This window comes from Ralstonia sp. PBBBR1 (assembly GCF_002256165.1).
Lineage (GTDB): Bacteria > Pseudomonadota > Gammaproteobacteria > Burkholderiales > Burkholderiaceae > Ralstonia > Ralstonia thomasii.
In genome coordinates, this window is record NZ_NKIL01000016.1 from 1 (window position 1) to 20698 (window position 20698).

Annotated in this window: 19 protein-coding genes and 2 pseudogenes; 5 read left to right on the forward strand and 16 right to left on the reverse strand. The window is 66.3% G+C overall.

From position 1 onward, the window contains the following. A pseudogene (locus tag CFE42_RS22380) lies at positions 1–84 on the forward strand (integrase core domain-containing protein); the annotation flags it as partial. A 58-nt stretch (positions 85–142) separates the two neighbouring features. Here CFE42_RS22380 and CFE42_RS22385 read toward each other — a convergent pair. After that, complete coding sequence (locus CFE42_RS22385; protein ID WP_004635587.1) at positions 143–1297, reverse strand: anhydro-N-acetylmuramic acid kinase; 1155 nt, start codon at positions 1295–1297, stop codon at positions 143–145. Between the two features lie 175 nt (positions 1298–1472). Here CFE42_RS22385 and tyrS point away from each other — a divergent pair, with 175 nt between their 5' ends. From tyrS to CFE42_RS22400, 3 genes are read left to right on the forward strand one after another with little or no spacing between them, the layout of a single operon-like run. After that, positions 1473–2738 (forward strand): tyrosine--tRNA ligase, encoded by a 1266-nt coding sequence (gene tyrS, locus CFE42_RS22390; protein ID WP_004635586.1) that lies wholly within the window; start codon positions 1473–1475, stop codon positions 2736–2738. Further along, positions 2735–3247: a D-aminoacyl-tRNA deacylase gene (dtd, locus tag CFE42_RS22395; RefSeq protein ID WP_004635584.1), complete on the forward strand. Its 513-nt coding sequence runs from the start codon at positions 2735–2737 to the stop codon at positions 3245–3247. Before tyrS ends, dtd begins: the two co-directional genes overlap by 4 nt. A 19-nt stretch (positions 3248–3266) precedes the next feature. Beyond that, on the forward strand, positions 3267–3947 hold the full coding sequence (locus tag CFE42_RS22400; RefSeq protein ID WP_004635582.1) for a histidine phosphatase family protein: 681 nt from the start codon (positions 3267–3269) through the stop codon (positions 3945–3947). On the opposite strand, the gene CFE42_RS22405 is transcribed toward CFE42_RS22400, so the two are convergent. The 11 genes and pseudogenes from CFE42_RS22405 to CFE42_RS22455 form a co-directional block, all read right to left on the reverse strand. Continuing rightward, a complete protein-coding gene (locus CFE42_RS22405) occupies positions 3944–4660 on the reverse strand; it encodes a queuosine precursor transporter (protein ID WP_004635580.1) in 717 nt (238 codons plus the stop codon). The genes CFE42_RS22400 and CFE42_RS22405 overlap by 4 nt on opposite strands. Before the next feature lie 17 nt (positions 4661–4677). Then, on the reverse strand, positions 4678–5751 hold the full coding sequence (gene ruvB, locus CFE42_RS22410) for a Holliday junction branch migration DNA helicase RuvB (RefSeq protein WP_004635579.1): 1074 nt from the start codon (positions 5749–5751) through the stop codon (positions 4678–4680). Between the two features lie 63 nt (positions 5752–5814). Further along, positions 5815–6396: a Holliday junction branch migration protein RuvA gene (gene ruvA / locus CFE42_RS22415; RefSeq protein WP_004635578.1), complete on the reverse strand. Its 582-nt coding sequence runs from the start codon at positions 6394–6396 to the stop codon at positions 5815–5817. A 100-nt stretch (positions 6397–6496) separates the two neighbouring features. Continuing rightward, positions 6497–7513: pseudogene (locus CFE42_RS22420) on the reverse strand (glycerophosphodiester phosphodiesterase); the annotation flags it as partial. A gap of 201 nt (positions 7514–7714) precedes the next feature. Next, complete coding sequence (gene ruvC / locus CFE42_RS22425; protein WP_004635567.1) at positions 7715–8260, reverse strand: crossover junction endodeoxyribonuclease RuvC; 546 nt, start codon at positions 8258–8260, stop codon at positions 7715–7717. Between the two features lie 82 nt (positions 8261–8342). Continuing rightward, positions 8343–9917: a bifunctional phosphoribosylaminoimidazolecarboxamide formyltransferase/IMP cyclohydrolase gene (purH, locus tag CFE42_RS22430; RefSeq protein ID WP_004635564.1), complete on the reverse strand. Its 1575-nt coding sequence runs from the start codon at positions 9915–9917 to the stop codon at positions 8343–8345. 96 nt (positions 9918–10013) lie between these two features. Beyond that, positions 10014–10247, reverse strand: coding sequence for a Fis family transcriptional regulator (locus CFE42_RS22435; RefSeq protein ID WP_004635563.1), 234 nt, complete (start codon positions 10245–10247; stop codon positions 10014–10016). Continuing rightward, positions 10244–11311 carry a tRNA dihydrouridine synthase DusB gene (dusB, locus tag CFE42_RS22440; RefSeq protein WP_037044899.1) on the reverse strand — a complete coding sequence of 356 codons (1068 nt, stop codon included), beginning with the start codon at positions 11309–11311 and terminating at the stop codon, positions 10244–10246. Before dusB ends, CFE42_RS22435 begins: the two co-directional genes overlap by 4 nt. Before the next feature lie 195 nt (positions 11312–11506). Continuing rightward, a complete protein-coding gene (locus tag CFE42_RS22445; RefSeq protein WP_004635559.1) occupies positions 11507–12790 on the reverse strand; it encodes an FAD-dependent oxidoreductase in 1284 nt (427 codons plus the stop codon). Between the two features lie 3 nt (positions 12791–12793). Beyond that, positions 12794–14029 (reverse strand): UbiH/UbiF/VisC/COQ6 family ubiquinone biosynthesis hydroxylase, encoded by a 1236-nt coding sequence (locus CFE42_RS22450; RefSeq protein WP_004635557.1) that lies wholly within the window; start codon positions 14027–14029, stop codon positions 12794–12796. Next, a complete protein-coding gene (locus CFE42_RS22455) occupies positions 14026–15405 on the reverse strand; it encodes an aminopeptidase P N-terminal domain-containing protein (protein WP_004635556.1) in 1380 nt (459 codons plus the stop codon). The genes CFE42_RS22450 and CFE42_RS22455 overlap by 4 nt, the downstream gene beginning before the upstream one ends. Positions 15406–15631: 226 nt before the next feature. Between CFE42_RS22455 and CFE42_RS22460 the strand changes: the two genes are divergently transcribed. Further along, on the forward strand, positions 15632–17689 hold the full coding sequence (locus CFE42_RS22460; protein WP_004635555.1) for a bifunctional diguanylate cyclase/phosphodiesterase: 2058 nt from the start codon (positions 15632–15634) through the stop codon (positions 17687–17689). A gap of 4 nt (positions 17690–17693) precedes the next feature. Here CFE42_RS22460 and murU read toward each other — a convergent pair whose 3' ends face one another. The 4 genes from murU to CFE42_RS22480 are packed head-to-tail and all read right to left on the reverse strand — an operon-like array spanning position 17694 to position 20528. Next, entirely contained in the window at positions 17694–18386 is a 693-nt protein-coding gene (murU, locus tag CFE42_RS22465) for an N-acetylmuramate alpha-1-phosphate uridylyltransferase MurU (RefSeq protein ID WP_004635553.1), read from the reverse strand. Between the two features lie 17 nt (positions 18387–18403). Beyond that, positions 18404–18730, reverse strand: a complete 327-nt coding sequence (locus CFE42_RS22470; protein ID WP_004635552.1) for an AzlD domain-containing protein — start codon at positions 18728–18730, stop codon at positions 18404–18406. After that, complete coding sequence (locus CFE42_RS22475; RefSeq protein ID WP_004635548.1) at positions 18727–19455, reverse strand: AzlC family ABC transporter permease; 729 nt, start codon at positions 19453–19455, stop codon at positions 18727–18729. Before CFE42_RS22475 ends, CFE42_RS22470 begins: the two co-directional genes overlap by 4 nt. Beyond that, positions 19455–20528: an aminoglycoside phosphotransferase family protein gene (locus tag CFE42_RS22480; protein WP_004635546.1), complete on the reverse strand. Its 1074-nt coding sequence runs from the start codon at positions 20526–20528 to the stop codon at positions 19455–19457. Before CFE42_RS22480 ends, CFE42_RS22475 begins: the two co-directional genes overlap by 1 nt. Positions 20529–20698 lie beyond the last annotated feature (170 nt).

Sequence of the window (20698 nt, forward strand, 5' to 3'; positions counted from 1 at the left end):
GTGGCGCAGGCCGTGCATATCTACAACCACGAACGGCCTCATCTGGCCTTGAAATACAAAACGCCCGATGCGGTGCATCGGGCGCTCGGAGACTGAGCACAGTGTCAACCTATGGCAGGACTTGACACCGCAAAATGGGTGCTCAAGCGGGGTAGATCGCGCCAAGGACGCGAGCGCCCGATGCGCCTGTCGCGGTGTGCAGGTTGCCGTGGGCGCGGAGCACGCACTGGCGCGCGAGCCATGCGAAGGCGAGCGCCTCCACCTGATGCGCGGGCACGCCGAACGCATCGGTCGGAGCAACTCTAACGCCCGGCAACTGTTGCCCGATACGTGCCATCAGCGCGCCATTGCGTGCGCCGCCGCCGCAGACGAGCAGTGACGCTGCCTGCGGCGCATGCGCACGTACGGCATCGGTGATGGTGTCAGCAGTGAGGGCGAGCAGCGTGGCTTGAACATCTTCAGGGCGGGCGGTGTTCAGCGCATCGCCGAGGGCTTGTTGCAGCCACGCCGGGTTGAACAGATCGCGGCCGGTGCTCTTAGGCGGGGGCGCCGCAAAGAACGGCTCGGCCTTCAGGCGCTCGAGCAGGGCTTCGTCGACGCGTCCGCTGCGGGCCCACGCGCCGTCGGCGTCGTACGGGCTGTCGCGGTGCGTATGGACCCAATAATCCATCAGCGCGTTGCCGGGGCCGCAGTCGAAGCCAAGTACGGCGTCGCGCGTGTCGGAAGTTTGCGGCGGCAAGACCGTGAGGTTGGCGATGCCACCAATGTTGCATACCACGCGCCATGCATCCGGCAGGCCGAACAGCGCGCGATGCAGCGCCGGTACGAGCGGTGCGCCTTGGCCGCCGGCCGCGATGTCTCGGCTACGGAAATCGGCAATGACGTCGATGCCGGTGCGTTCAGCCAATACCGCGGGGTGCTGGGTCTGGCGCGTGTAGCCGATGCCATCATGCGTGCCGGGCTGATGACGAATCGTTTGCCCATGGGCGCCGATGGCCTGTACATCGTGCGCGGCCAGGCCGGTGGACGCAAGCAGCCGGGCGACGCATTCGGCGTAGATCATGGCCAGCGCGTTGGCGGCCAACGCCTCGCGATGGATCTCGTCGTGGCCGGCGTGCTGCAGGTCCAGAAAGCGCTGGCGCAGTTCGGGCGAGAAGGGTACGTAGGCGTCGGCGAGGACGGCCGGGTGTTCGCCGGAAAAGTCCGCCAGCACGCCATCGACGCCGTCCAGGCTGGTGCCCGACATCAAGCCGATATAGCGATCGGCGGGGAGTGCGGTGGGGTTGGGATGGCTCATGCGCGACAGCTTACCAGCGCAATGGCAGGCCAAATGGACACATCACGGTAAAATCCCCGGATCGCGCGGCCGGCACGCCTGAATCGATGTCGGCTATCGTGCACGCACCGTTTCCCTGATTGTTGATCCGTTCGCGCCGTTTTCCACGTGCGGCGCGGTGACCTTTCCTTTTGCCATGACTGCATCTGCCACTCCCGCCGCTTCCGACAACGCCACGCCGGGCACACTCAAGTATCCGGTCACCCCGGAGGTGGCGCACGCGATGGAAGTCTCGCTGCGCGGCTGCGACGAACTGCTGATCGCCGCCGAGTGGGAGCAGAAGCTGGCCAAGAGCGCTGCCACCGGCGTACCCCTGCGCATCAAGCTGGGCCTCGATCCCACGGCCCCTGACATCCACATCGGCCACACGGTGGTGCTCAACAAGATGCGCCAGTTGCAGGACCTGGGGCATCAGGTGATCTTCCTGATCGGCGACTTCACGTCGACTATTGGTGACCCGTCCGGCCGCAACGCCACGCGCCCGCCGCTGACGCGCGAGCAGATCGAAGCCAACGCGCAGACGTACTACCGCCAGGCCAGCATGGTGCTGGACCCGAGCAAGACCGAAATTCGCTACAACAGCGAGTGGTGCGACCCGCTGGGCGCGCGCGGCATCATCCAACTCGCCGCCAAGTACACCGTCGCCCGCATGATGGAGCGCGATGACTTCACCAAGCGCTACAAGGCCGGCGTGCCGATCTCGGTGCACGAATTCCTCTACCCGCTGATGCAGGGCTATGACTCGGTCGCGCTCAAATCGGATCTGGAACTGGGCGGCACCGATCAGAAGTTCAACCTGCTGGTCGGCCGCGAACTGCAGAAGGAATACGGCCAGGAGCCGCAGTGCATCCTGACGATGCCGCTGCTGGTGGGCCTGGACGGCGTCGAGAAGATGTCCAAGTCCAAGGGCAACTACGTCGGTATCAGCGAGGCGCCCAACGAGATGTTCGGCAAGCTGATGAGCATCTCCGACGACCTGATGTGGACGTACTACACGCTGCTGTCGTTCCGCCCGCTGGCCGAGATCGATCTGATGAAGCAAGAGATCGCGCTGGGCCGCAACCCGCGCGATTGCAAGGTGATGCTGGCGCAGGAGATCGTTGCCCGCTTCCACAGCCAGGCCGATGCCGAGCGCGCACTGGAAGATTTCAACCACCGTGCCCGCGGCGGTGTGCCGGACGACATTCCGCAGATCGAGCTGTCGGGCGCACCACTGGGTATTGCACAACTGCTCAAGCAGGCTGGGCTCTGCCCGTCCACGTCGGACGCCAACCGCAACATCGAGCAGGGCGGCGTGAAGATCGACGGCACCGTCATCAGCGACAAGGGCCTGAAGGTCGACGCCGGCACCTTCGTGATGCAGGTCGGCAAGCGTCGCTTTGCGCGCGTGGTGCTGAAGTGATTGGGCTGATCCAGCGTGTGTCCGAGGCGGCGGTCCGTGTGGACGGCCGCGTCGTCGGCGAGATCGGCCCGGGTTTGCTCGCACTGGTCTGTGCAGAACGTGGGGACACCGCCGCCGAGGCCGATCGTCTGCTGGAGAAGCTGCTGAACTATCGCGTGTTCTCCGACGCGCAGGGCAAGATGAACCTGCCCGTGCGCAACATCGACGGCAACGGGCAGGCGGGCGGCTTGCTGGTCGTATCGCAGTTCACGCTGGCGGCCGATACCAAGTCTGGCACACGGCCGAGCTTCACGCCCGCTGCTGCGCCGGAAGATGGGCGCCGCCTGTACGAACACTTCGTGGCGCGCGCGCGTGCCCAGCATCCCATCGTGGCAACCGGCGAGTTTGGCGCCGACATGAAGGTGTCGCTCGTCAACGATGGCCCGGTCACGTTCTGGCTGCAGATTGCGCCGCAAGCCGCAGCATCTGTTGCCAAGACTGCCGCGCCGGAAGCGGCCAAATCTGTCTGATTCGTCCAGGAACCCTGAGATGCCACGCGCCGCCGCCATCCCCCTGCCGATGCTGCAGATCACCCACATCGTGCTCATCCGCCACGGCGAGACCGACTGGAACCGTGAACGCCGCCTGCAAGGCCAACTCGACGTGCCGCTGAACACGCAAGGGCTGGAGCAGGCTGCGCAGTTGGGCAAGGCACTCGCGCGCGAGCGGTTCGATGCGGTCTATGCGAGCGATCTGTCGCGCGCCAGGCAGACGGCGCGGGCGCTGGCAGATGAAGTGGGCGTGCCCGTGCGCGACGACGCCGGTTTGCGCGAGCGCTGCTACGGCCAGTTCGAAGGTCTGACCTACGCCGAAGTTGCCGCACGGCATCCGGACGACTTTGATGCCTGGCAAAACCGTGTCCCCGAATTTGCCCCGCCCGGCGGCGAGACCCTCACTGAATTCCACGAACGTGCGGTCGAGACTGCGCTCCGGCTGATCCGTCGCCACCCCGGCGAGCGCATCGCGCTGGTCAGCCACGGCGGCGTGCTCGATTGCCTGTACCGCCACGCCAACGCCATGACGCTCACCGAGCCGCGCCAGCACGAGCTGCGCAACGCGAGCATCAACCGGCTTTCATCCGATGGTCATCAACTGACCGTGTTGCAATGGGGGGATGTCGCGCACCTGGATTTGCTGGAGCTCGACGAAGTGGACCGCCGTGTTCCTTAAACCTTCAGCCGGAACGGCGTGAAGTTGGTGTCGCGGTCGTAGTAATCCTCGTTCTCGGCGCGCTTGAGGAAGGCGACGACGCGGTAGGTGAGCGGCGTTGCGACGATTTCCCAGCCAGTCTTGAGGATGTATTGCGCAATGGCGACACGCAGCACCTGTTCGTGGGGCCAGATGCCGTAGAAGGCGATCACGTAGAACAGCGACGAATCGACCGCCTCGCCCACCACGGTGGATCCGACAAGGCGCGTCCACAGCCATTTTCCTTCCGTCGCGATCTTCATCTTCGCCAGCGTGTAGCTGTTGGCGAAGCTGCCACACCAGAACGCAATGAGCGACCCGGCGACGATGCGCGGCGTGTTGCCGAACACGTCGTTCAGGCTCTTCTGATAACCGGCCATGAAGGGCGCCACCGGTAGCGCCAGCACGACCAGCGACATGAACGACGCAAAGATCAGTGCGGCAAAGCCCGCCCACACCACGCGCCGATCACGCCCGTAACCGTACACCTCGGTGAGGATGTCGCCGAAGATGTAGGAAATTGGAAAGAACAGCACGCCAGCGCCGAAGGTGACCGATCCGAGCACCGGCAACGTGACCTGCGCCGCCTTGGACGCGCCGATCAGGTTCGAGCACAGCAGCACTGTGACGAAGGCCGCCATGATGAAGTCGTAGTATCGGAACGTGCGGTTCGGGTGGTGCGGGGCGGCAGACATGTCGGGGTGCGCGGAGGTTATTGGTTGTCGTCCCAGAGGTCCCGCACCGGGCCGCTCTTGGGAGCGCCCAGCCCGAAGTGCTGGTATGCCGAAGCCGTGGCCACGCGGCCGCGTGGCGTGCGCTGCAGGTAGCCTTGCTGGATCAGGTAGGGCTCGAGCACGTCTTCGATCGTGTCGCGCTCTTCGCCGATGGCGGCTGCCAGGTTGTCGATGCCGACCGGCCCGCCATTGAACTTGTGCAGGATCGCTTCGAGCAGCTTGCGGTCCATCAGGTCGAAGCCGACCGCATCCACGTCGAGCATGGCGAGGGCGGCATCGGCGACTTCGCGGGTGATGATGCCGTCGGCCTTGACTTCGGCGAAGTCGCGCACGCGACGTAGCAGACGGTTGGCGATACGGGGCGTGCCACGCGAGCGCTTTGCAATTTCCAGCGCCCCCTCGTCCACGATGTGGGCGTTCAGCAGGCCTGATGAGCGCGTGACGATCTTTGCCAGTTCGGCAGGCGTATAGAACTCCAGCCGCGCGACGATCCCGAAGCGATCGCGCAGCGGGTTGGTCAGCATGCCGGCGCGCGTGGTGGCGCCCACGAGCGTAAAGGGCTGCAGATCGAGCTTGACCGAGCGCGCCGCCGGGCCCTCGCCGATCATGATGTCGATCTGGTAGTCCTCCAGCGCCGGGTACAGGATTTCCTCCACCACGGGCGAGAGCCGATGAATCTCGTCGATGAAGAGGACGTCGTTGGCTTCGAGGTTCGTGAGCAGCGCTGCCAGATCGCCCGGGCGCTCCAGCACGGGGCCGGAAGTCTGGCGCAGGTTGACGCCCATTTCGCGCGCGATGATGTGCGCCAGCGTCGTCTTGCCGAGACCCGGCGGGCCGAACAGCAGCACGTGGTCCAGCGCTTCGCTGCGGTTCTTGGCCGCGGTCATGAAGATGTCGAGCTGGCCGCGCACCTTTTCCTGACCGACGTATTCGTCGAGCAGCTTGGGGCGCAGCGCGCGCTCGAACGCCTCCTCATTGGGGGAGGCGGGGGAGGCTGAGATGATGCGCTCAGCAGAGACAGCCTTGGCGGCGAGCTTGTCGGTTTCGATCATGACGGGCAGACGGCGCCGGAAAGGCGCGAGCAGGCCATTCTACCGTCTTGCCGCGCCCGGGCGTCAGCCCTTGGACAGCGCCTTGAGCGCCAGCTTGATTCCCTCGGACACGCCCGTGCCGGCCGGCACCTGCTTGATGGCGAGCGCCGCTTCCTTGTCGGAATACCCTAGTGCCAGCAGGGCGTTGAGCACGTCGACCGCGTCGTCCGAGACGGCGGGGCCGCCGGGCACCGTACCCAGGTCGGCGCCGAGCTTGCCCTTGAGTTCGAGCAGCAGGCGCTCGGCCGTCTTCTTACCGATGCCCGGGATGCGCGTCAGCCGCCCGGCTTCCTGCAGCGTGACGGCCTGCGCGAGTTCGGCCACCGACATGCCCGACAGCACCGCCAGCGCGATGCGCGCGCCGATGCCCGAAATCTTGATGAGTTGGCGGAAGGTTTCGCGCTCCGCGGCGGTGCCGAAACCGTAGAGCAGGTGCGCATCCTCGCGCACGATCTGCTGCGTGAGCAGGACGACCTTCTCGCCGGTGGCGGGCAGGTTATAGAACGTGCTCATCGGCACGTCGATCTCGTAGCCGACGCCGTGGCAATCGACCAGCAGATGCGGCGGGTTCTTTTCGATCAGCGTCCCGGCGATGCGTCCGATCATGGGTGGGGTTCCTCCTCCAAAACGGGACGCAGTGTAGCCCAAACCTACTGCGCGGCCCGATCCAGGCTCGGCCGCTCGCTACGGTTCCGATGCGCGAAGACTAGCGCTTGAAGGTCGACACGGCTTGCCGCCCGACCGCCGGATCGTCGGTAAAGAAGCCATCGACGCCCGCGCGCAGGAACGCCTGGATCTCCGTGATCGAGCCGTTGACGTTGCGCGTGTTGTCCGCACCGCTGCGCAGCGACGGCGGCAGGAAGGTGTTCTCGGGGCGGAACGTATATGGATGGACCACCAGCCCGGCGTTGTGCGCGTTGCGGATCAGGTCGGTCGGATCGGTCAGCTTGCCGTTCGCATCCAGGCCCATGATGCTGCTCTTGTCCGGGCCGACGCCGTTGGCGTATGCGGCGATGTCGCGCATGCCTTGGCTCGTCATCATGTCGCCGAAGGTACGGCTGTCTTTGGCGACCACAAAATCGTAGGGCTGTCGGCCGGATGTGCCCATCAGCTGCACGAGTTTCCAGTTCGGTTGGCTGCCGCCGATCTTGTTGCGAATGGCCTTGAGATTGGCCACCTCGAACGACTGGATGTAGACCGTCGTGCGGCTGGCCGTGAACGCGTCACGGCGCAGGCCGTCGATCAGCCGGTCTTCCAGCGGCAGGCCGATCGACTGGAAGTACGTCGGGTGCTTCGTCTCCGGATAGATGCCGATGTTGCGGCCGAGCTTGGCGGATTGATCCCGCGCCAGCGCGATGATCTCGTCGAGTGTGGGGATGTCGAACTGGTCGTTGTAGGCGACGTTGTCGGGGCGGATGTTCGGGATGCGCTCGCGTGCGCGCAGCGTTTTCAGTTCTCCAAGCGTGAAATCTTCGGTGAACCAGCCCGTGACGCTCTGGCCGTCGATCGTCTTGGTGGTCTTGCGCCCGGCAAACGCTGCCACGTCGGCCACGTTGGTCGTGCCGGAGATCTCGTTCTCGTGGCGCGCAACCAGCACGCCGTCTTTGGTGGAGACGAGATCCGGCTCGATGATGTCCGCGCCGTCGTCGATGGCTTTCTGGTACGAGGCCAGCGTGTGCTCCGGTCGCAATGCGGAGGCACCGCGATGGCCGATCACCTGGATGGTGGCGATGGGCGTGGTGTTGCCACCGCCACCGCTGCCGTGGTGGTACTCCAGCCGGCAGGCGTAGAGGGCGACGGACGTACTCAAGATCAGCAGGCTCGGCAGGATGAGGCGGCGAGGCATCGGGGGCTCCTGAATACGGGTACCCGCATGGTAGTCGCCGTGCCCGGATGCCGCTACCTGCGGGCTTCAAGAATCCTGTCAGCCGACGAGGCGGCCACGCCGCACGCGCAGCCCCTTTTGCGCAAGCTGTGGCGCCAGACCGGCCATGGCGGCCAGCGTCTCGCCGCCGTGCGCATGGCAGATCGCCACGCCCAGGGCGTCGGATGCGTCCGCGCCGGGTTTGCCCTCGAGGTTGAGCAGGCGCACGACCATCTCCTGCACCTGATCCTTGTTGGCGCGGCCATAGCCGACCACGGCCTGCTTCAGTTGTAGCGCGGTGTACTCGAACACGGGCAGGTTGCCGCTCATCAGGCCGCAGATCACCGCGCCGCGGGCTTGGCCCAGCAGCAGCGTCGATTGCGGGTTGACGTTGACGAACACCTTTTCGATGGAAGCGCAGTCCGGCCGGTACGTGCTCACCAGTTCGGACACGCCGTCATACAGCGTCTTCAGGCGGCTGGGCAGGTCGGCATTGCCGTTGCTCTTGATCGTGCCCGAGGCCACGTAGACGAGCTTGTGGCCGTGCCGTTCGAGCACGCCGAAACCCGTGGTGCGAAGGCCGGGATCGATGCCGAGGATGCGCATGAAGGAAGTGGGCAGAAATGGAAACGGGGCAAGGCGCCAGTTTACGCCTTGCCCCGTTCGTTCGTCGCGTGGACGATGTTGCTTAGTGGCGGAAGTGGCGCGTGCCCGTGAAGATCATCGCCACGTTGCGTTCGTCGGCGGCGGCGATCACTTCATCGTCGCGTACCGAGCCGCCCGGCTGGATCACGCACGAGGCGCCAGCATCGACCACCACGTCCAGGCCGTCGCGAAACGGGAAGAACGCATCCGATGCCACAGCCGAACCGGCCAGCGTCAGGCCTGCGTTCTGTGCCTTGATGCTGGCGATGCGGGCCGAGTCCACACGGCTCATCTGGCCGGCGCCCACACCCAGCGTCATGCCGCCGCCGCAGAACACGATGGCGTTGGACTTGACGAACTTGGCGACGCGCCAGGCAAACATCAGGTCGTCCATTTCCTTTGGCGTGGGGTGGCGCTTGGTAACCACGCGCAGCTCGCTCGGCTGCACGTTCTTGGCGTCCGGGCTCTGCACCAGCAGGCCGCCGCCAACGCGCTTGAAGTCGTACGCATTCACGCCCTTGCCCAACGGAATCTCCAGCACACGCACGTTTTGCTTGGCGGCGAACACGGCACGTGCGCCTTCCGAGAAGCCCGGGGCGATCAGCACTTCCACGAACTGCTTGGCCACCACCTGTGCGGCTGCTTCATCCAGCGGCACGTTGAAGGCGATGATGCCGCCGAAGGCCGAGGTCGAGTCGGTCTTGAAGGCCTTCTCATACGCTTCCTGCGCGGTGCCGCCGATGGCCACGCCGCACGGGTTGGCGTGCTTGATGATGACGCATGCAGCGCCGTGGGCCGCATCGAACGACTTCACGCATTCCCACGCGGCATCGGCGTCGGCGATGTTGTTGTACGACAGCTCCTTGCCCTGCAGTTGCTTGTAATTGGCGAGCGCGCCGTCGACGGCTTTCAGGTCGCGGTAGAACGCGGCGGACTGATGCGGGTTTTCGCCGTAACGCATCTCCTGCACCTTGTCGAAGGCGAGGTTCAGCGTCTGCGGATAGGCGCTGCGCGTGCTGTGCGACTTGTCGGCGCCGAGGCTCGTCAGGTAGTTGGTGATGGCGCCGTCGTACTGCGCGGTGTGCGCGAACACCTTCTTGGCCAGCATGAAGTTGGTTTCGTAGCCGACCGTGTTGTTGTTGGCCTGCATTTCGGCCAGCACGGTGGCGTAGTCGGCCGGGTCAACGATGACCGTCACATCGCGGTGGTTCTTGGCCGCCGAGCGCAGCATGGTCGGGCCGCCGATGTCGATGTTCTCGATGGCGTCGGCCAGCGAGCATTCGTCCTTGGCCACCGTCTGCTGGAACGGGTACAGGTTCACCACCAGAAGGTCGATGGTCGGGATGCTGTGTTCGGACAGTGCGGCCATGTGCTCGGGCAGGTCGCGACGGGCCAGGATGCCGCCGTGCACCTTCGGGTGCAGCGTCTTGACGCGGCCGTCGAGCATTTCCGGAAAGCCGGTGTAGTCCGCCACTTCCGTCACGGGCAGGCCGGACTCGGCGAGCAGCTTGGCGGTGCCGCCGGTGGAGAGGAGCTTGACGCCGCGCTCGCGCAGGGCACGGGCAAAGTCGACGATGCCGGTCTTGTCGGAAACGGAAAGCAGGGCTTGCTGGATCATGGTGGAAACGCCGGTGGGCGGGTGTGGCGCTGGGTTTGCCGAACTGGCAGGAGGCGCCGTCAGAAAGGAAATCGGTTCAAAGGCCGGCCCGCAACCTCAGATGAGGCCGTGCTGCTGCAACTTCTTGCGCAGCGTGTTGCGGTTGATGCCGAGGTAGTCGGCCGCCTGCGACTGGTTGTTGGAAGCCCATTCCATCACGGTTTCCAACAGCGGCCGTTCAATGGCCTGCAGCACCATGTCGTAGACGTTGGACGGGTTCTCGCCGTCCAGGTCACGGTAATACGCATCCAGGCTGTCGCGGATGCAACGTTCGATCGGGTTGCGGCTCATGCGGCAAGCAGTTCCTTGTTGTTGTCGTTGTTGCCCGTCCTGGGGTGGTCGCCACCGGTCGCCTGGTCTTCGTAGACCAGACGGTCGGACAGCGCACGCTGCTCGTCGAAGAACGCATTGACGGCGGCCAACTGGGCCGCGGTGTCCTCGATGGTGTTCATGCGGTGGCGGAACAGGTTGGCCCCCGCCAACCCGCGCGTGTACCAGGCGATGTGCTTGCGTGCGGTGCGCACGCCGGTGTATTCGCCATAGAACGCGTAGTGCTCTTCCAGATGCGCGTTCATGATGCCGCGAATCTCTTCCACCTCCGGAGCCGGCAGCAGCGTGCCGGTCTGCAGGAAATGCTCGATCTCGCGGAACAGCCACGGGCGCCCCTGCGCCGCGCGGCCGATCATGATGGCGTCGGCGCCGGTCACGGCCAGCACGTGCCTGGCCTTGGCCGGCGTGGTGATGTCGCCGTTGGCCACCACGGGAATGCGCACCGACGCCTTGACCGCGGCGATGGTGTCGTATTCCGCTTCACCGTGATACAGATCGGCGCGCGTGCGGCCATGCACGGTCAGCATGCTGATGCCGGCGTCCTGTGCAATGCGCGCCACGCTCAATGCGTTGCGGTGTTCGCGGTCCCAACCGGTACGGATCTTGAGCGTCACGGGCACGCGGTCGCCGACCGCACCCACCACGGCCTCGACAATGCGCTGGACCAGCGGCTCGTTCTGCAGCAGGGCAGAACCAGCGGCCACGTTGCACACCTTCTTGGCCGGGCAGCCCATGTTGATGTCGATGATTTGCGCGCCGCGATCGACGTTGTAGCGCGCGGCCTCGGCCATCATCATCGGCTCGGCGCCGGCAATCTGCACGGCGATCGGCTCGACCTCGCCCGTGTGGTTGGCGCGCCGCATGGTCTTCTCGCTTTTCCAGAGCTGCGCGTTGGACGCGACCATCTCGGACACCGCATAGCCCGCGCCCAGCCGCTTGCAGAGCTGCCGGAACGGGCGATCCGTCACACCCGCCATGGGAGCGACGAACAGGTTGTTGCGAAGGGTATGCGGTCCGATCTGCAAGGCTGTCGAGGAAGACGCGGCTGAAAGAAACGAAAAATCACCCCTTCCGCCCAGAGTCGAATGATGATCGGGCGGAGCGACGGGAGTGAAAAATGCGAGGACGGGATTTTACCGCCAAACCGCCGGATTGCCTAAATGTTGTGCACAAACTATGCGGCAGTGCGGTCGGCGGCCGGGTTCTTGCCGTGGCTGGCGCTAGCGGAACCGTTGCAGGCCGTAGGGGCGGCCGTCGATGAAAGGCGTGCGCTCGCTGACCAGATCGGCGATGAGTCGGGCGGTGCCTGGCGCGCCTGTCATGCCCAGGTGGCCGTGCCCGAACGCGAAGAACACGTTGCGGTAGCGCTCCGAGCGGTCGATCACGGGCAGGCTGTCGGGTAGAGAGGGCCGATGGCCCATCCATTGGCTGTCGTCCGTAAAGCCGAGGCCGGGGAAGAGCTGCTGGCCCTGTCGCATGAGGATGCGGGCGCGGCGGTAGTCGGGCGCAGCGTCCAACCCGCCGATCTCCACGGTGCCGGCAATGCGCAGGCCGCCTTCCATGGGCGTCGCGATGAACTTGCGCTCGCAATCCATGATTGGCCGTGAAGGCTGCACGCTGGGCGCGCGCAGCGTGGCGTGATAGCCGCGTTCCGTGTCGAGCGGAATGCGGATGCTGGTGAGCTTTGCGCCCAGCCGCATCGACCACGCACCCGCGCACAGCACCAGCTTCGACACGGGCAGCGTGCCGCAATCGGTGTGCAGCCGCGTCGGGCCGCCGTAGTCGCTTCGGCCGAATTCCACGTCCAGCACCTTGCGGCGCAGGAAGGTGCCGCCCGCTGCGGCAAAGTTGGCCGCCAGCGTCTTGACCAGACGTTCCGGGTTGACCGTGAAGCCGTTGTCGGGCAGCAGCAGGCCGGATTGGATGTCGGCGGCCAGTGCGGGCTCGAGTTCACGCGCTTCGCCGGCGCTCAGGGCTTGCGAGCGCACGCCGGTGGCATCACGAATGGACTGCGCCAGCACATCGCCCGACGAGCGCGCCAGCGTGCGCCACACATACAGATGGCCCGTCTGACGGATCAGGCCGTCAGATTGCGCGGCGTCGAGCAGGTTTCGATAACCGGGAAAGGTCGCGCTGAAGAGACTCGCCAGCGGCTGCGCCGTCGCACGGGCCTGCGTCTCGTTGCCCGCAAACACCCATTGCAGCAGCCAGGGCAGCGCGCGCGGCAGATAGTGCCAACGTACCGTCAGCGGGCCCATTGGATCGGCCAGCCATTTGGGCACCTGCTTCAGCATGCCCGGTAGCGCCATCGGCACGACCGACGCCACGCTCAGGCAGCCGGCGTTGCCGAACGAGCAGCCTTCGCCAATGCCGGCCTGATCGAGCAGCGTGACCTGGTGGCCATCCCGTTGCAATTGCAGTGCGCACGCCGTGCCGACAATGCCGGCGCCCACCACGGTGATCTGCTGGCGGTCGCCTGCAGCGCCTAACTCGGCACACGCCATCCGTTAGCCTCGCTGCCCGAACATCATCTGCCGGGCGAGCCCATGCTTGAGCGGCGGCAGGCATTCCAGCAGCGTGAGCGCGGCGCCGCGCAGGTGGCCAAACGGCCGGCCCGGCACGGCAAACGCGCGCGGCAGCAAATCGGTCAGGCCGATGGTGACGGCGCGGTCAAATGCGCGTTCGCGGGCGAAACGGGCGAGGGTGGCCGCCGTTGCCCCATCCCGAAGCGCGCGTGCCATTTCGAACGCATCGCGCAGGCCGAGGTTGAAGCCCTGGCCCGCCACCGGGTGGATCGTCTGGGCGGCATTGCCGATGGCGGCGACGCGGCGGTCGACCGGAATGCGCTGGGCGTGCAGCCCGAGCGCGAACGTATGGCGCGGGCTGGCGTGCGTGAAGCGGCCCATGCGCTCGCCAAAGGCAGCGCCCAGTTCGGCGAGGAAGGCGTCGTCGGGCAACGCTGCGCGTCGGCGCGCTTCGTCGGGCGCGCAGCACCAGACAAGGGCGTAGCCGGGACCTTGCGCGTCATCCTGCGGCAGCAATGCGAGCGGGCCTTCGGGCGTGAAACGCTCCCATGCCCAGCCTTCGAGCGGGGCGCTGCAGCGCACGTGCGCGACGATGGCGGTCTGGCCGTAATCGCGCCGGCGCGCCTGGGCGATGCCGCGTTGCTGCTTGCGTGCGTCGTCGAACAACCCGCCTTCGGCCTGGATGACGACTTCGGTTTCGATGGCCAGCGGATGGCGCCCTTCGCGCAGCGCCCGCACGCGTGCCGGGGCGACCGTACCGTCGGCGCGCGGCAGTTGTTCGACGCGCTCCACGGGCGTGTGGTCATAGCGGGTGAGGCGCCCCGGGTGACGCTCCATCTGCGTGTCGAGGGCGGCGTTGAGCGCGGCGCTCAGGTCGCCGTATTGCACGACGTGTCCGAGCGCGGGGACGTCGTAGTCTTCACGGCGGATATGCGCCTGCCCGAAGTGGCCGCGTTGCGAGACGTGGATGTGCGTGATGGGCGTGGCGCGCGTGGGCCAGCCGCCAATCTCCTGCAGCAGCACGCGCGAGCCATGAGACAGCGCCAGCGCGCGCGGGTCTCGCGCGGCGGCTTCGGCATCGCGCGCATCGAACAGGGCGATGCGCCAGTCGGTGTCGCGCAGCAACCAGTTGGCCAGCGCCAGCCCGACGGGCCCGGCGCCAACGATGGCCACGTCGAAGTCCGGTGCGGCGCTGCTCGCTGTGATGCTGTCGGTCATGCCTGGCTCCGCATCACCAGTTCGATTTCGTCCGGGGCTACGGGCACGTCGCGCGTGATGATTTCGCAGCCTTCGGGCGTGACGATGGCGTCGTCTTCAATGCGGATGCCGATGTGCCAGTACTGTTCCGGCACGCCGGGCGCGGGGCGCACGTAGATGCCGGGTTCGACGGTCAGCACCATGCCGGCTTCCAGCGGGCGCCACGGGCGTTCGCCTTCAGCCGGAGCAGCGGTGCCGGGCGTGCGGTATTCGCCCACATCGTGCACGTCCATGCCGAGCCAATGGCCGGTGCGGTGCATGTAGAACTGGCGGTATTGGCCGCCGGCGATCACGTCGTCGAGCGTGCCGACCTTGTCGGCGTCGAGCAGGCCGGTGTCGAGCATGCCTTGCGCCAGCACGCGCGTGGCGGCATCGTGCGGCACGTTGTAAGGCACGCCGGGGCGCGTCTCGGCAAGGGCGGCTTCCTGCGCGGCCACCACCAGCGCATACAGCTCGCGTTGCGGGCCGGTGAAGCGGCCATTGACCGGGAACGTGCGGGTGATGTCTGACGCGTAGCCATCCAGCTCACAGCCGGCATCGATCAGGCAGAGATCGCCGTCGCGCAGTTCTGCGTTGCCGGCGCGGTAGTGCAGTACGCACGCGTTCGGGCCCGTCGCCACGATGGAGTTATAGGCAACGCTTTGCGCACCGTGGCGGCGGAATTCATATAGCAGCTCCGCTTCGAGATGGTATTCACGCAGCCCGGCACGCGACGCCTGCATGGCGCGCACGTGCGCTCCGGCGGAAATGCGTCCGGCACGGCGCATGATGTCGAGTTCGCTTGCGTCCTTGAACAGCCGCATCTCATCGAGGATGGCGCGCACGTCCAGCGCCTGGTGCGGCGACGACACCCCCGCGCGGCCTTGCATGCGCACTGCATCGAGCCAGCGGCGCATGCGGCGGTCGAACGCGCTGCTCTCGGCCAGCGGACATGCCACGGCGGCGGCGTTGGCGAGCAGCTTTGGCAACGTCGCATCGATCTCTTCCACCGAGTGCGCCTCATCCAGGCCGAAGGCGTCCTTCGCTGCTTCGGGGCCGAAGCGGAAGCCGTCCCAGATTTCACGCTCTTCGTGCTTCGGGCGGCAGAACAGCACGCTGCGCGCCGGTGCGCTGCCTGCGGGTACCACGATGGCGAGTACCGCTTCGGGCTCGGTGAAGCCGGTCAGGTAATAGAAGTAGCTGTCGTGCCGGTAGGGATAATCGCTGTCGCGGTTGCGCATCGCCTCGGGCGCGGTCGGCACGATGGCGACCCCGCCACCCGCCGCGCGCAGCCACTGCACGATGCGCTCGCGGCGCTGGCGATAGGTCTGGAGGAAAGCGAGTTCGGTGGCGGACATGTCGTGTTTTCCAGCAGCAGAAAGGATGTGTCGATTGTAACGCCGCGCCTGGCGGTCATTCGGGGAGGGGCATTGCCACATCCAAAAGGAGACTTGTGCGGTGCGGACGGCTTCTCCTAAAGTCCCGGGCGGCGCCCCCCGTTAAGACTGACCTGTTTTGCATCCCGGTTGCGACCTCCGCCTGCCGTGGATTGGCCGCATTGGATCGGCCTGCCCAGGAGAACCGATGCTCGCCAGCAGTTACAACCCTCTTCTCGTCCTGCTTTCCCTCTTTGTGGCCATCCTGGCGTCGTATACGGCGCTGGATATGGCCGGACGGGTCGTCACCGCACAAGGCCGCGCAGCGTTGTGGTGGCTTATCGGCGGCGCGTCGGCCATGGGGCTGGGCATCTGGTCGATGCACTTTGTCGGCATGCTGGCGCTGAACCTGCCGATCCCGGTTGGATATGACGTGGGCATCACGCTTGCCTCACTCGCCATCGGCATTGGGGCGTCGACGTTTGCGTTGTGGCTGGTCAGCCGGCGTGAACTGCCTTGGCCGCGCCTGGTAGGCGGAGCGCTCCTCATGGGGGCCGGCGTGGCGGGCATGCACTACACGGACATGACCGCGCTGCGCATGAATCCGGGCATTCAATACAACCCCGGCAGATTTGGGGTGTCGATCGTGATTGCCGTGCTGGCATCGGGCGTGGCGCTGTGGATCGCATTCCGCCTGCGGCGGCAGTCGCGGCGCGTCCGTGCGCTGCGTGCCGGTTCAGCGGTGGTGATGGGCGTGGCCATTGTCGGCATGCACTACACGGGTATGTCCGCGGCGGCGTTTCCATTGGGCAGCGTGTGTGGCGCTGCGCATACCGGGGCGAGTGCCGATTGGCTGGCGCTGGTCATCATCATCGTCACGCTGGCGGTGCTGGCTATCGCGCTCATCATCTCGGTGCTCGACTTGCGCATGGAGGCACGCACCGCCTTGCTGGCGAACTCGCTGGCCGCGGCCAACAAGGAGCTGGCCTATCTGGCGCTGCACGACAACCTGACCAAACTTTCCAACCGCGTGCTGCTGGAAGACCGTCTGACCCAGGCGATCCGCACCGCCGAACGTGAGAAGCACCGCTTCGCGCTCATGTTCATGGACCTCGATGGCTTCAAGGCCGTCAACGATGTCTATGGCCACCATGTGGGTGACCTGCTGCTGATCGACGTTGCCCAGCGCATCGGTGCGCGGGTGCGCCAGCAGGACACCGTGGCGCGTGTCGGCGGCGACGAATTCGTGGTTCTCGCCTATGTGGACGATCCGGAAGACGCCGGCACCCTGGCCAACGCGCTGCTGGAAGTGGTGCGCGAGCCCTTCATGGCCGGCGGTCACGAGTTGCGCGTCTCCACCAGCATCGGCATCGCGATCTACCCTGGCGACGGCGGCAACCAGCACGACCTGCTGACCAATGCCGATGCGGCGATGTACCACGCAAAGGGCCTGGGCCGGAACGCCTATAGCTTTTTTGAGCCATCGATGAACGCCGACGTGCATCAGCAGTTGCAGCTTGTGCAAGACCTGCGACGCGCGGTCGAGCGGCACGAACTCGTGCTGCATTACCAGCCGAAATTCAACGCGCCCAACGGGCCGATCATGGGCGTCGAGGCGCTGGTGCGCTGGCAGCATCCGCAGCGCGGTCTGGTGCCCGCCGATGAATTCATCCCGCTGGCCGAAAAGACCGGCCTGATCGTGCCGCTGGGCGCGTGGGTGTTGGACGAAGCCTGTCGCCAGATGGCGCAATGGCAACGCGAGGGGCACAGCGGCTGGAGCGTCGCCGTGAATCTCTCCGCGCTGCAGTTCGGCCATGCCGCACTCATCGACAGCGTGCGCGATACGCTCGCGCGCCACGCGCTGGACCCGCGCAGCCTGACGCTGGAGATTACGGAGTCGACGGCCATGCGCGACGTCGATGCGAGCCTGCAGATCCTGCAGCGGCTCGACGCGATGGGCGTGCGGATTTCGATCGACGATTTCGGCACCGGCTATTCCAGCCTGCTGTATCTCAAGCGGTTGCCCGCCAGCGAGCTGAAAATCGACCGCGGCTTCGTGCGCGACCTGGCGCACGACACGGAAGACGCGGCCATCGTCTCGGCCATCGTGGCGCTGGGCCAGACGCTGAACCTGCGCATCGTGGCGGAAGGTGTGGAGACCGCCGAGCAGCAGGCGTTCCTGACGCGGCTCGGCTGCCACTCGCTGCAGGGCTACCTGCTCGGCCGCCCGATGACGGCGGAATCGTTGAGCGCGGCGATGGCGTAAGCGCTTAGCGCGACGCGACTTCAGCGTCGAGCGCGGCCAGCTGGGCTGGCGTGCCCACGTTTTCCCAGCGGCCGTCGAAGCGCTCGCCGGTCGCACGGCCTTCAGCGATGGCCTGGTGGTACAGCGGCGTCATCGCCAGCCGCGTGCCGGGCGCGATGCTGGCAAACAGGCGCGTGTCGTACAAGCCGATGTTGCCGAACGTGAGGCGCTCGGCACCGTCGGCGTGGAGCACGCCTTCGTTATCCAGCGCGAAATCGCCGTGCAGGTGATACGGCGGGTTGGGCACCATCACCAGGTGCATGCTGGGCGCCGCTTGCCCGGCCATTGCGGGCGCCCGGTCGCGCAGCAAGGCGTAGTCATAATCGCAGAACACATCGCCGCTGACGGCAATGAACACGCTGTGGCCATCTCCGGCATGCAGCAGCGGCATGGCCTGCGCGACTCCGCCTGCCGTTTCCAGCGCTTGCCCTTCCGGCGAATACGCCAGGCGTACGCCCCACGCGCTGCCATCCCCGAGCGCGGTTTCGATCTGCGCACCGAGCCATGCATGGTTGATGACGATGTCGCGCACCCCAGCCGCAGCCAGGCGCTCGATCTGCCAGACGATCAGCGGTTTGCCACCCACGGTGAGCAGGGGCTTGGGCGTGTGGTCGGTCAGCGGGCGCATGCGGTCGCCACGGCCCGCTGCAAAAATCATGGCACGCGTCGTCAAGTTCAAGCCATCACCTTCATGAGAATGAGCAGCACAGCCATGCCGCCGACGATGGTCCACATCGCGCTCTTCGTCACCCGTGCGATGACGATGGCAACGATGCCGGCAAGCAGGCGCGGGTTGTCGACCGACACCGCGAGCGCGCCGTCGCGTATCAGCAGGTCGGGCGCGACGAGCGCGGTCAGCATCGCGGCTGGCACGTAGGGCAGGGCGTTGCGGAACCACATCGGCAGGTTCATGCGCCCTTCCAGCGCGATAAACGACAGGCGGATCAGGTAGGTGGCCGCGCCAGAAATCAGCAGCACGCCAAAGAGGATCAGCGCTTTCATGCGGCAGCCCCCTTGTCGGACGGTCGGGCAAGCAAGCGCTCGACCAGCGCGCCGGCGGCAATGCCCACGCACGCCGCGCTCATCAGCCCGAGCTTGTGCGGCCAGCCCGTCCAGGCCACGGCCAGCAAGGCGCCGGTCAGGGCAGCGGCCAGTTGCGCACGCGTGCGCAGCGCCGGCACCACGATGGCGATGAACGTGAGCGGCAGGAAGAAGTCGAGTGGCCACGTCGTCGGCACCTGCGCGCCCAGCACCACACCGACGATCGTCGACGCCTGCCAGTTGGACCACAGCGCCACGCCAGCGCCGAGGAAATACCAATGGCGATATGCGGCTTCCGCGCTGCCGGGCTGCGCGGTGACAACGCGGCGGTTCATGGCGGCGAAGGCTTCGTCGGTCAGCAGATAGGCGATCAGCCATTTCCAGCGGCGCGGCAGGTGCGCCAGCGCTGGCGCAATGCTGGCCGAATACAGCGCGTGCCGCAGATTCACCATCGAGACCGTCGCCGCAATCACCAGCGCGGGCGCGCCACCGGCCCACAACTGCACGAGGATCATCTGCGAGGCGCCACCGAAAACGATGGCGCTCATCGCCACGGCAAGCCACGCGGGCATGCCGGCCGACGTGGCGAGCACGCCGTAGATCAGGCCGAACGGCACCACGCCCAGCAGCATGGGCGCGAGCGCCAGCATGCCGGCGCGAAACTCAACGGCGCGGGGGGAAACCATCAGAACGTGTAGCCGATCTGCTGCGCGCGATCTTCGAGTTGATCGAGCAGGCGAGCCAGCGGCGCCAGCGCGTTGTAGCGGCTGCACACACGGCGCAGGTAGGCGATGAAGCGCGGGGTGTCTTCCACGTAGCCGGTCTTGCCGTCGCGGTAGCACAGGCGCGCGAAAATGCCGGCCACCTTCAGATGGCGTTGCGCGCCCATCCATTCGAGCGCACGGTAGAACTCGCCGAAGTCTTCATCGACCGGCAGCTTGGCGGCGCGGGCGGCCTCCCAGTAGCGCACGGCCCAATCCAGCTCCTGCTCTTCGTCCCAGGACAGGAAGGCGTCGCGCAGCAGCGAGGCGGCGTCGTAGGTGATCGGCCCGTAGACGGCGTCCTGGAAGTCCAGCACGCCCGGCTGCGATGGGTCGGCCGCGTTGATCATCAGGTTGCGCGGCATGTAGTCACGGTGCACGTACATGCGCGGCTGGGCCAGGGCGCTGTCGACGAGCAGCTTGAACACCTTGTCGAGCGATTCGCGCTGGGTGGCGTCCAACGGGCGTTGCAGGTGGCGGTCGACATACCAGTCCGGAAACAGCGACAGCTCGCGGCGCAGCAGCGCTTCGTCGTACGGCGGCAGTTCGCCTTCGCGCGAGGCCGACTGCCAGCGCACCAGGGTATGGATGGCCGGGCGGAACAGCGTATCGGCGTAGGCGAGGTCGAAATTGCGTTCGCGCAGCGATTGCAGATACGTTTGCGGGCCCAGATCGGTGAGCAGCAGGAAGCCCTGCGCAAGATCCTGCTCCAGCACCTGCGGCGCGCGCACGCCGGCACCATTGAGCAGACCAGCCACATGGACGAACGGGCGGCAGTCTTCCTGCGGCGGCGGGGCGTCCATGACGACCAGCGTGCCGGGCTTGCCACTGACGGCGCTGTCCAGGCGGAAATACCGGCGGAAGCTGGCATCGGCCGAGGCAGGTTGCAGCGTGTCGATGCGCAGGCCGTGGGCGGCGGGCAATGTGCCGAGCCAGTCGCGCAGTTGGCTGAGGCGTGCGTCGGTTGCGCCTGCTGCGGCGCCAGGGGTCGAAGCCATGCTGAGAGAATGCTGGAATGAGGCTGGAAGGAAGCCCCGTATAATACTCGACCGAGTTTCGCCGCGAGCGAGCGCCGGCCTTGTCCAGGCTGCGTCCGGCGGCGGGATTGAACGCAGTACCGACTGATTTTGTGCCTGTGCGTGCCGTTGCGCGCGCGGCCCTGTTCCCG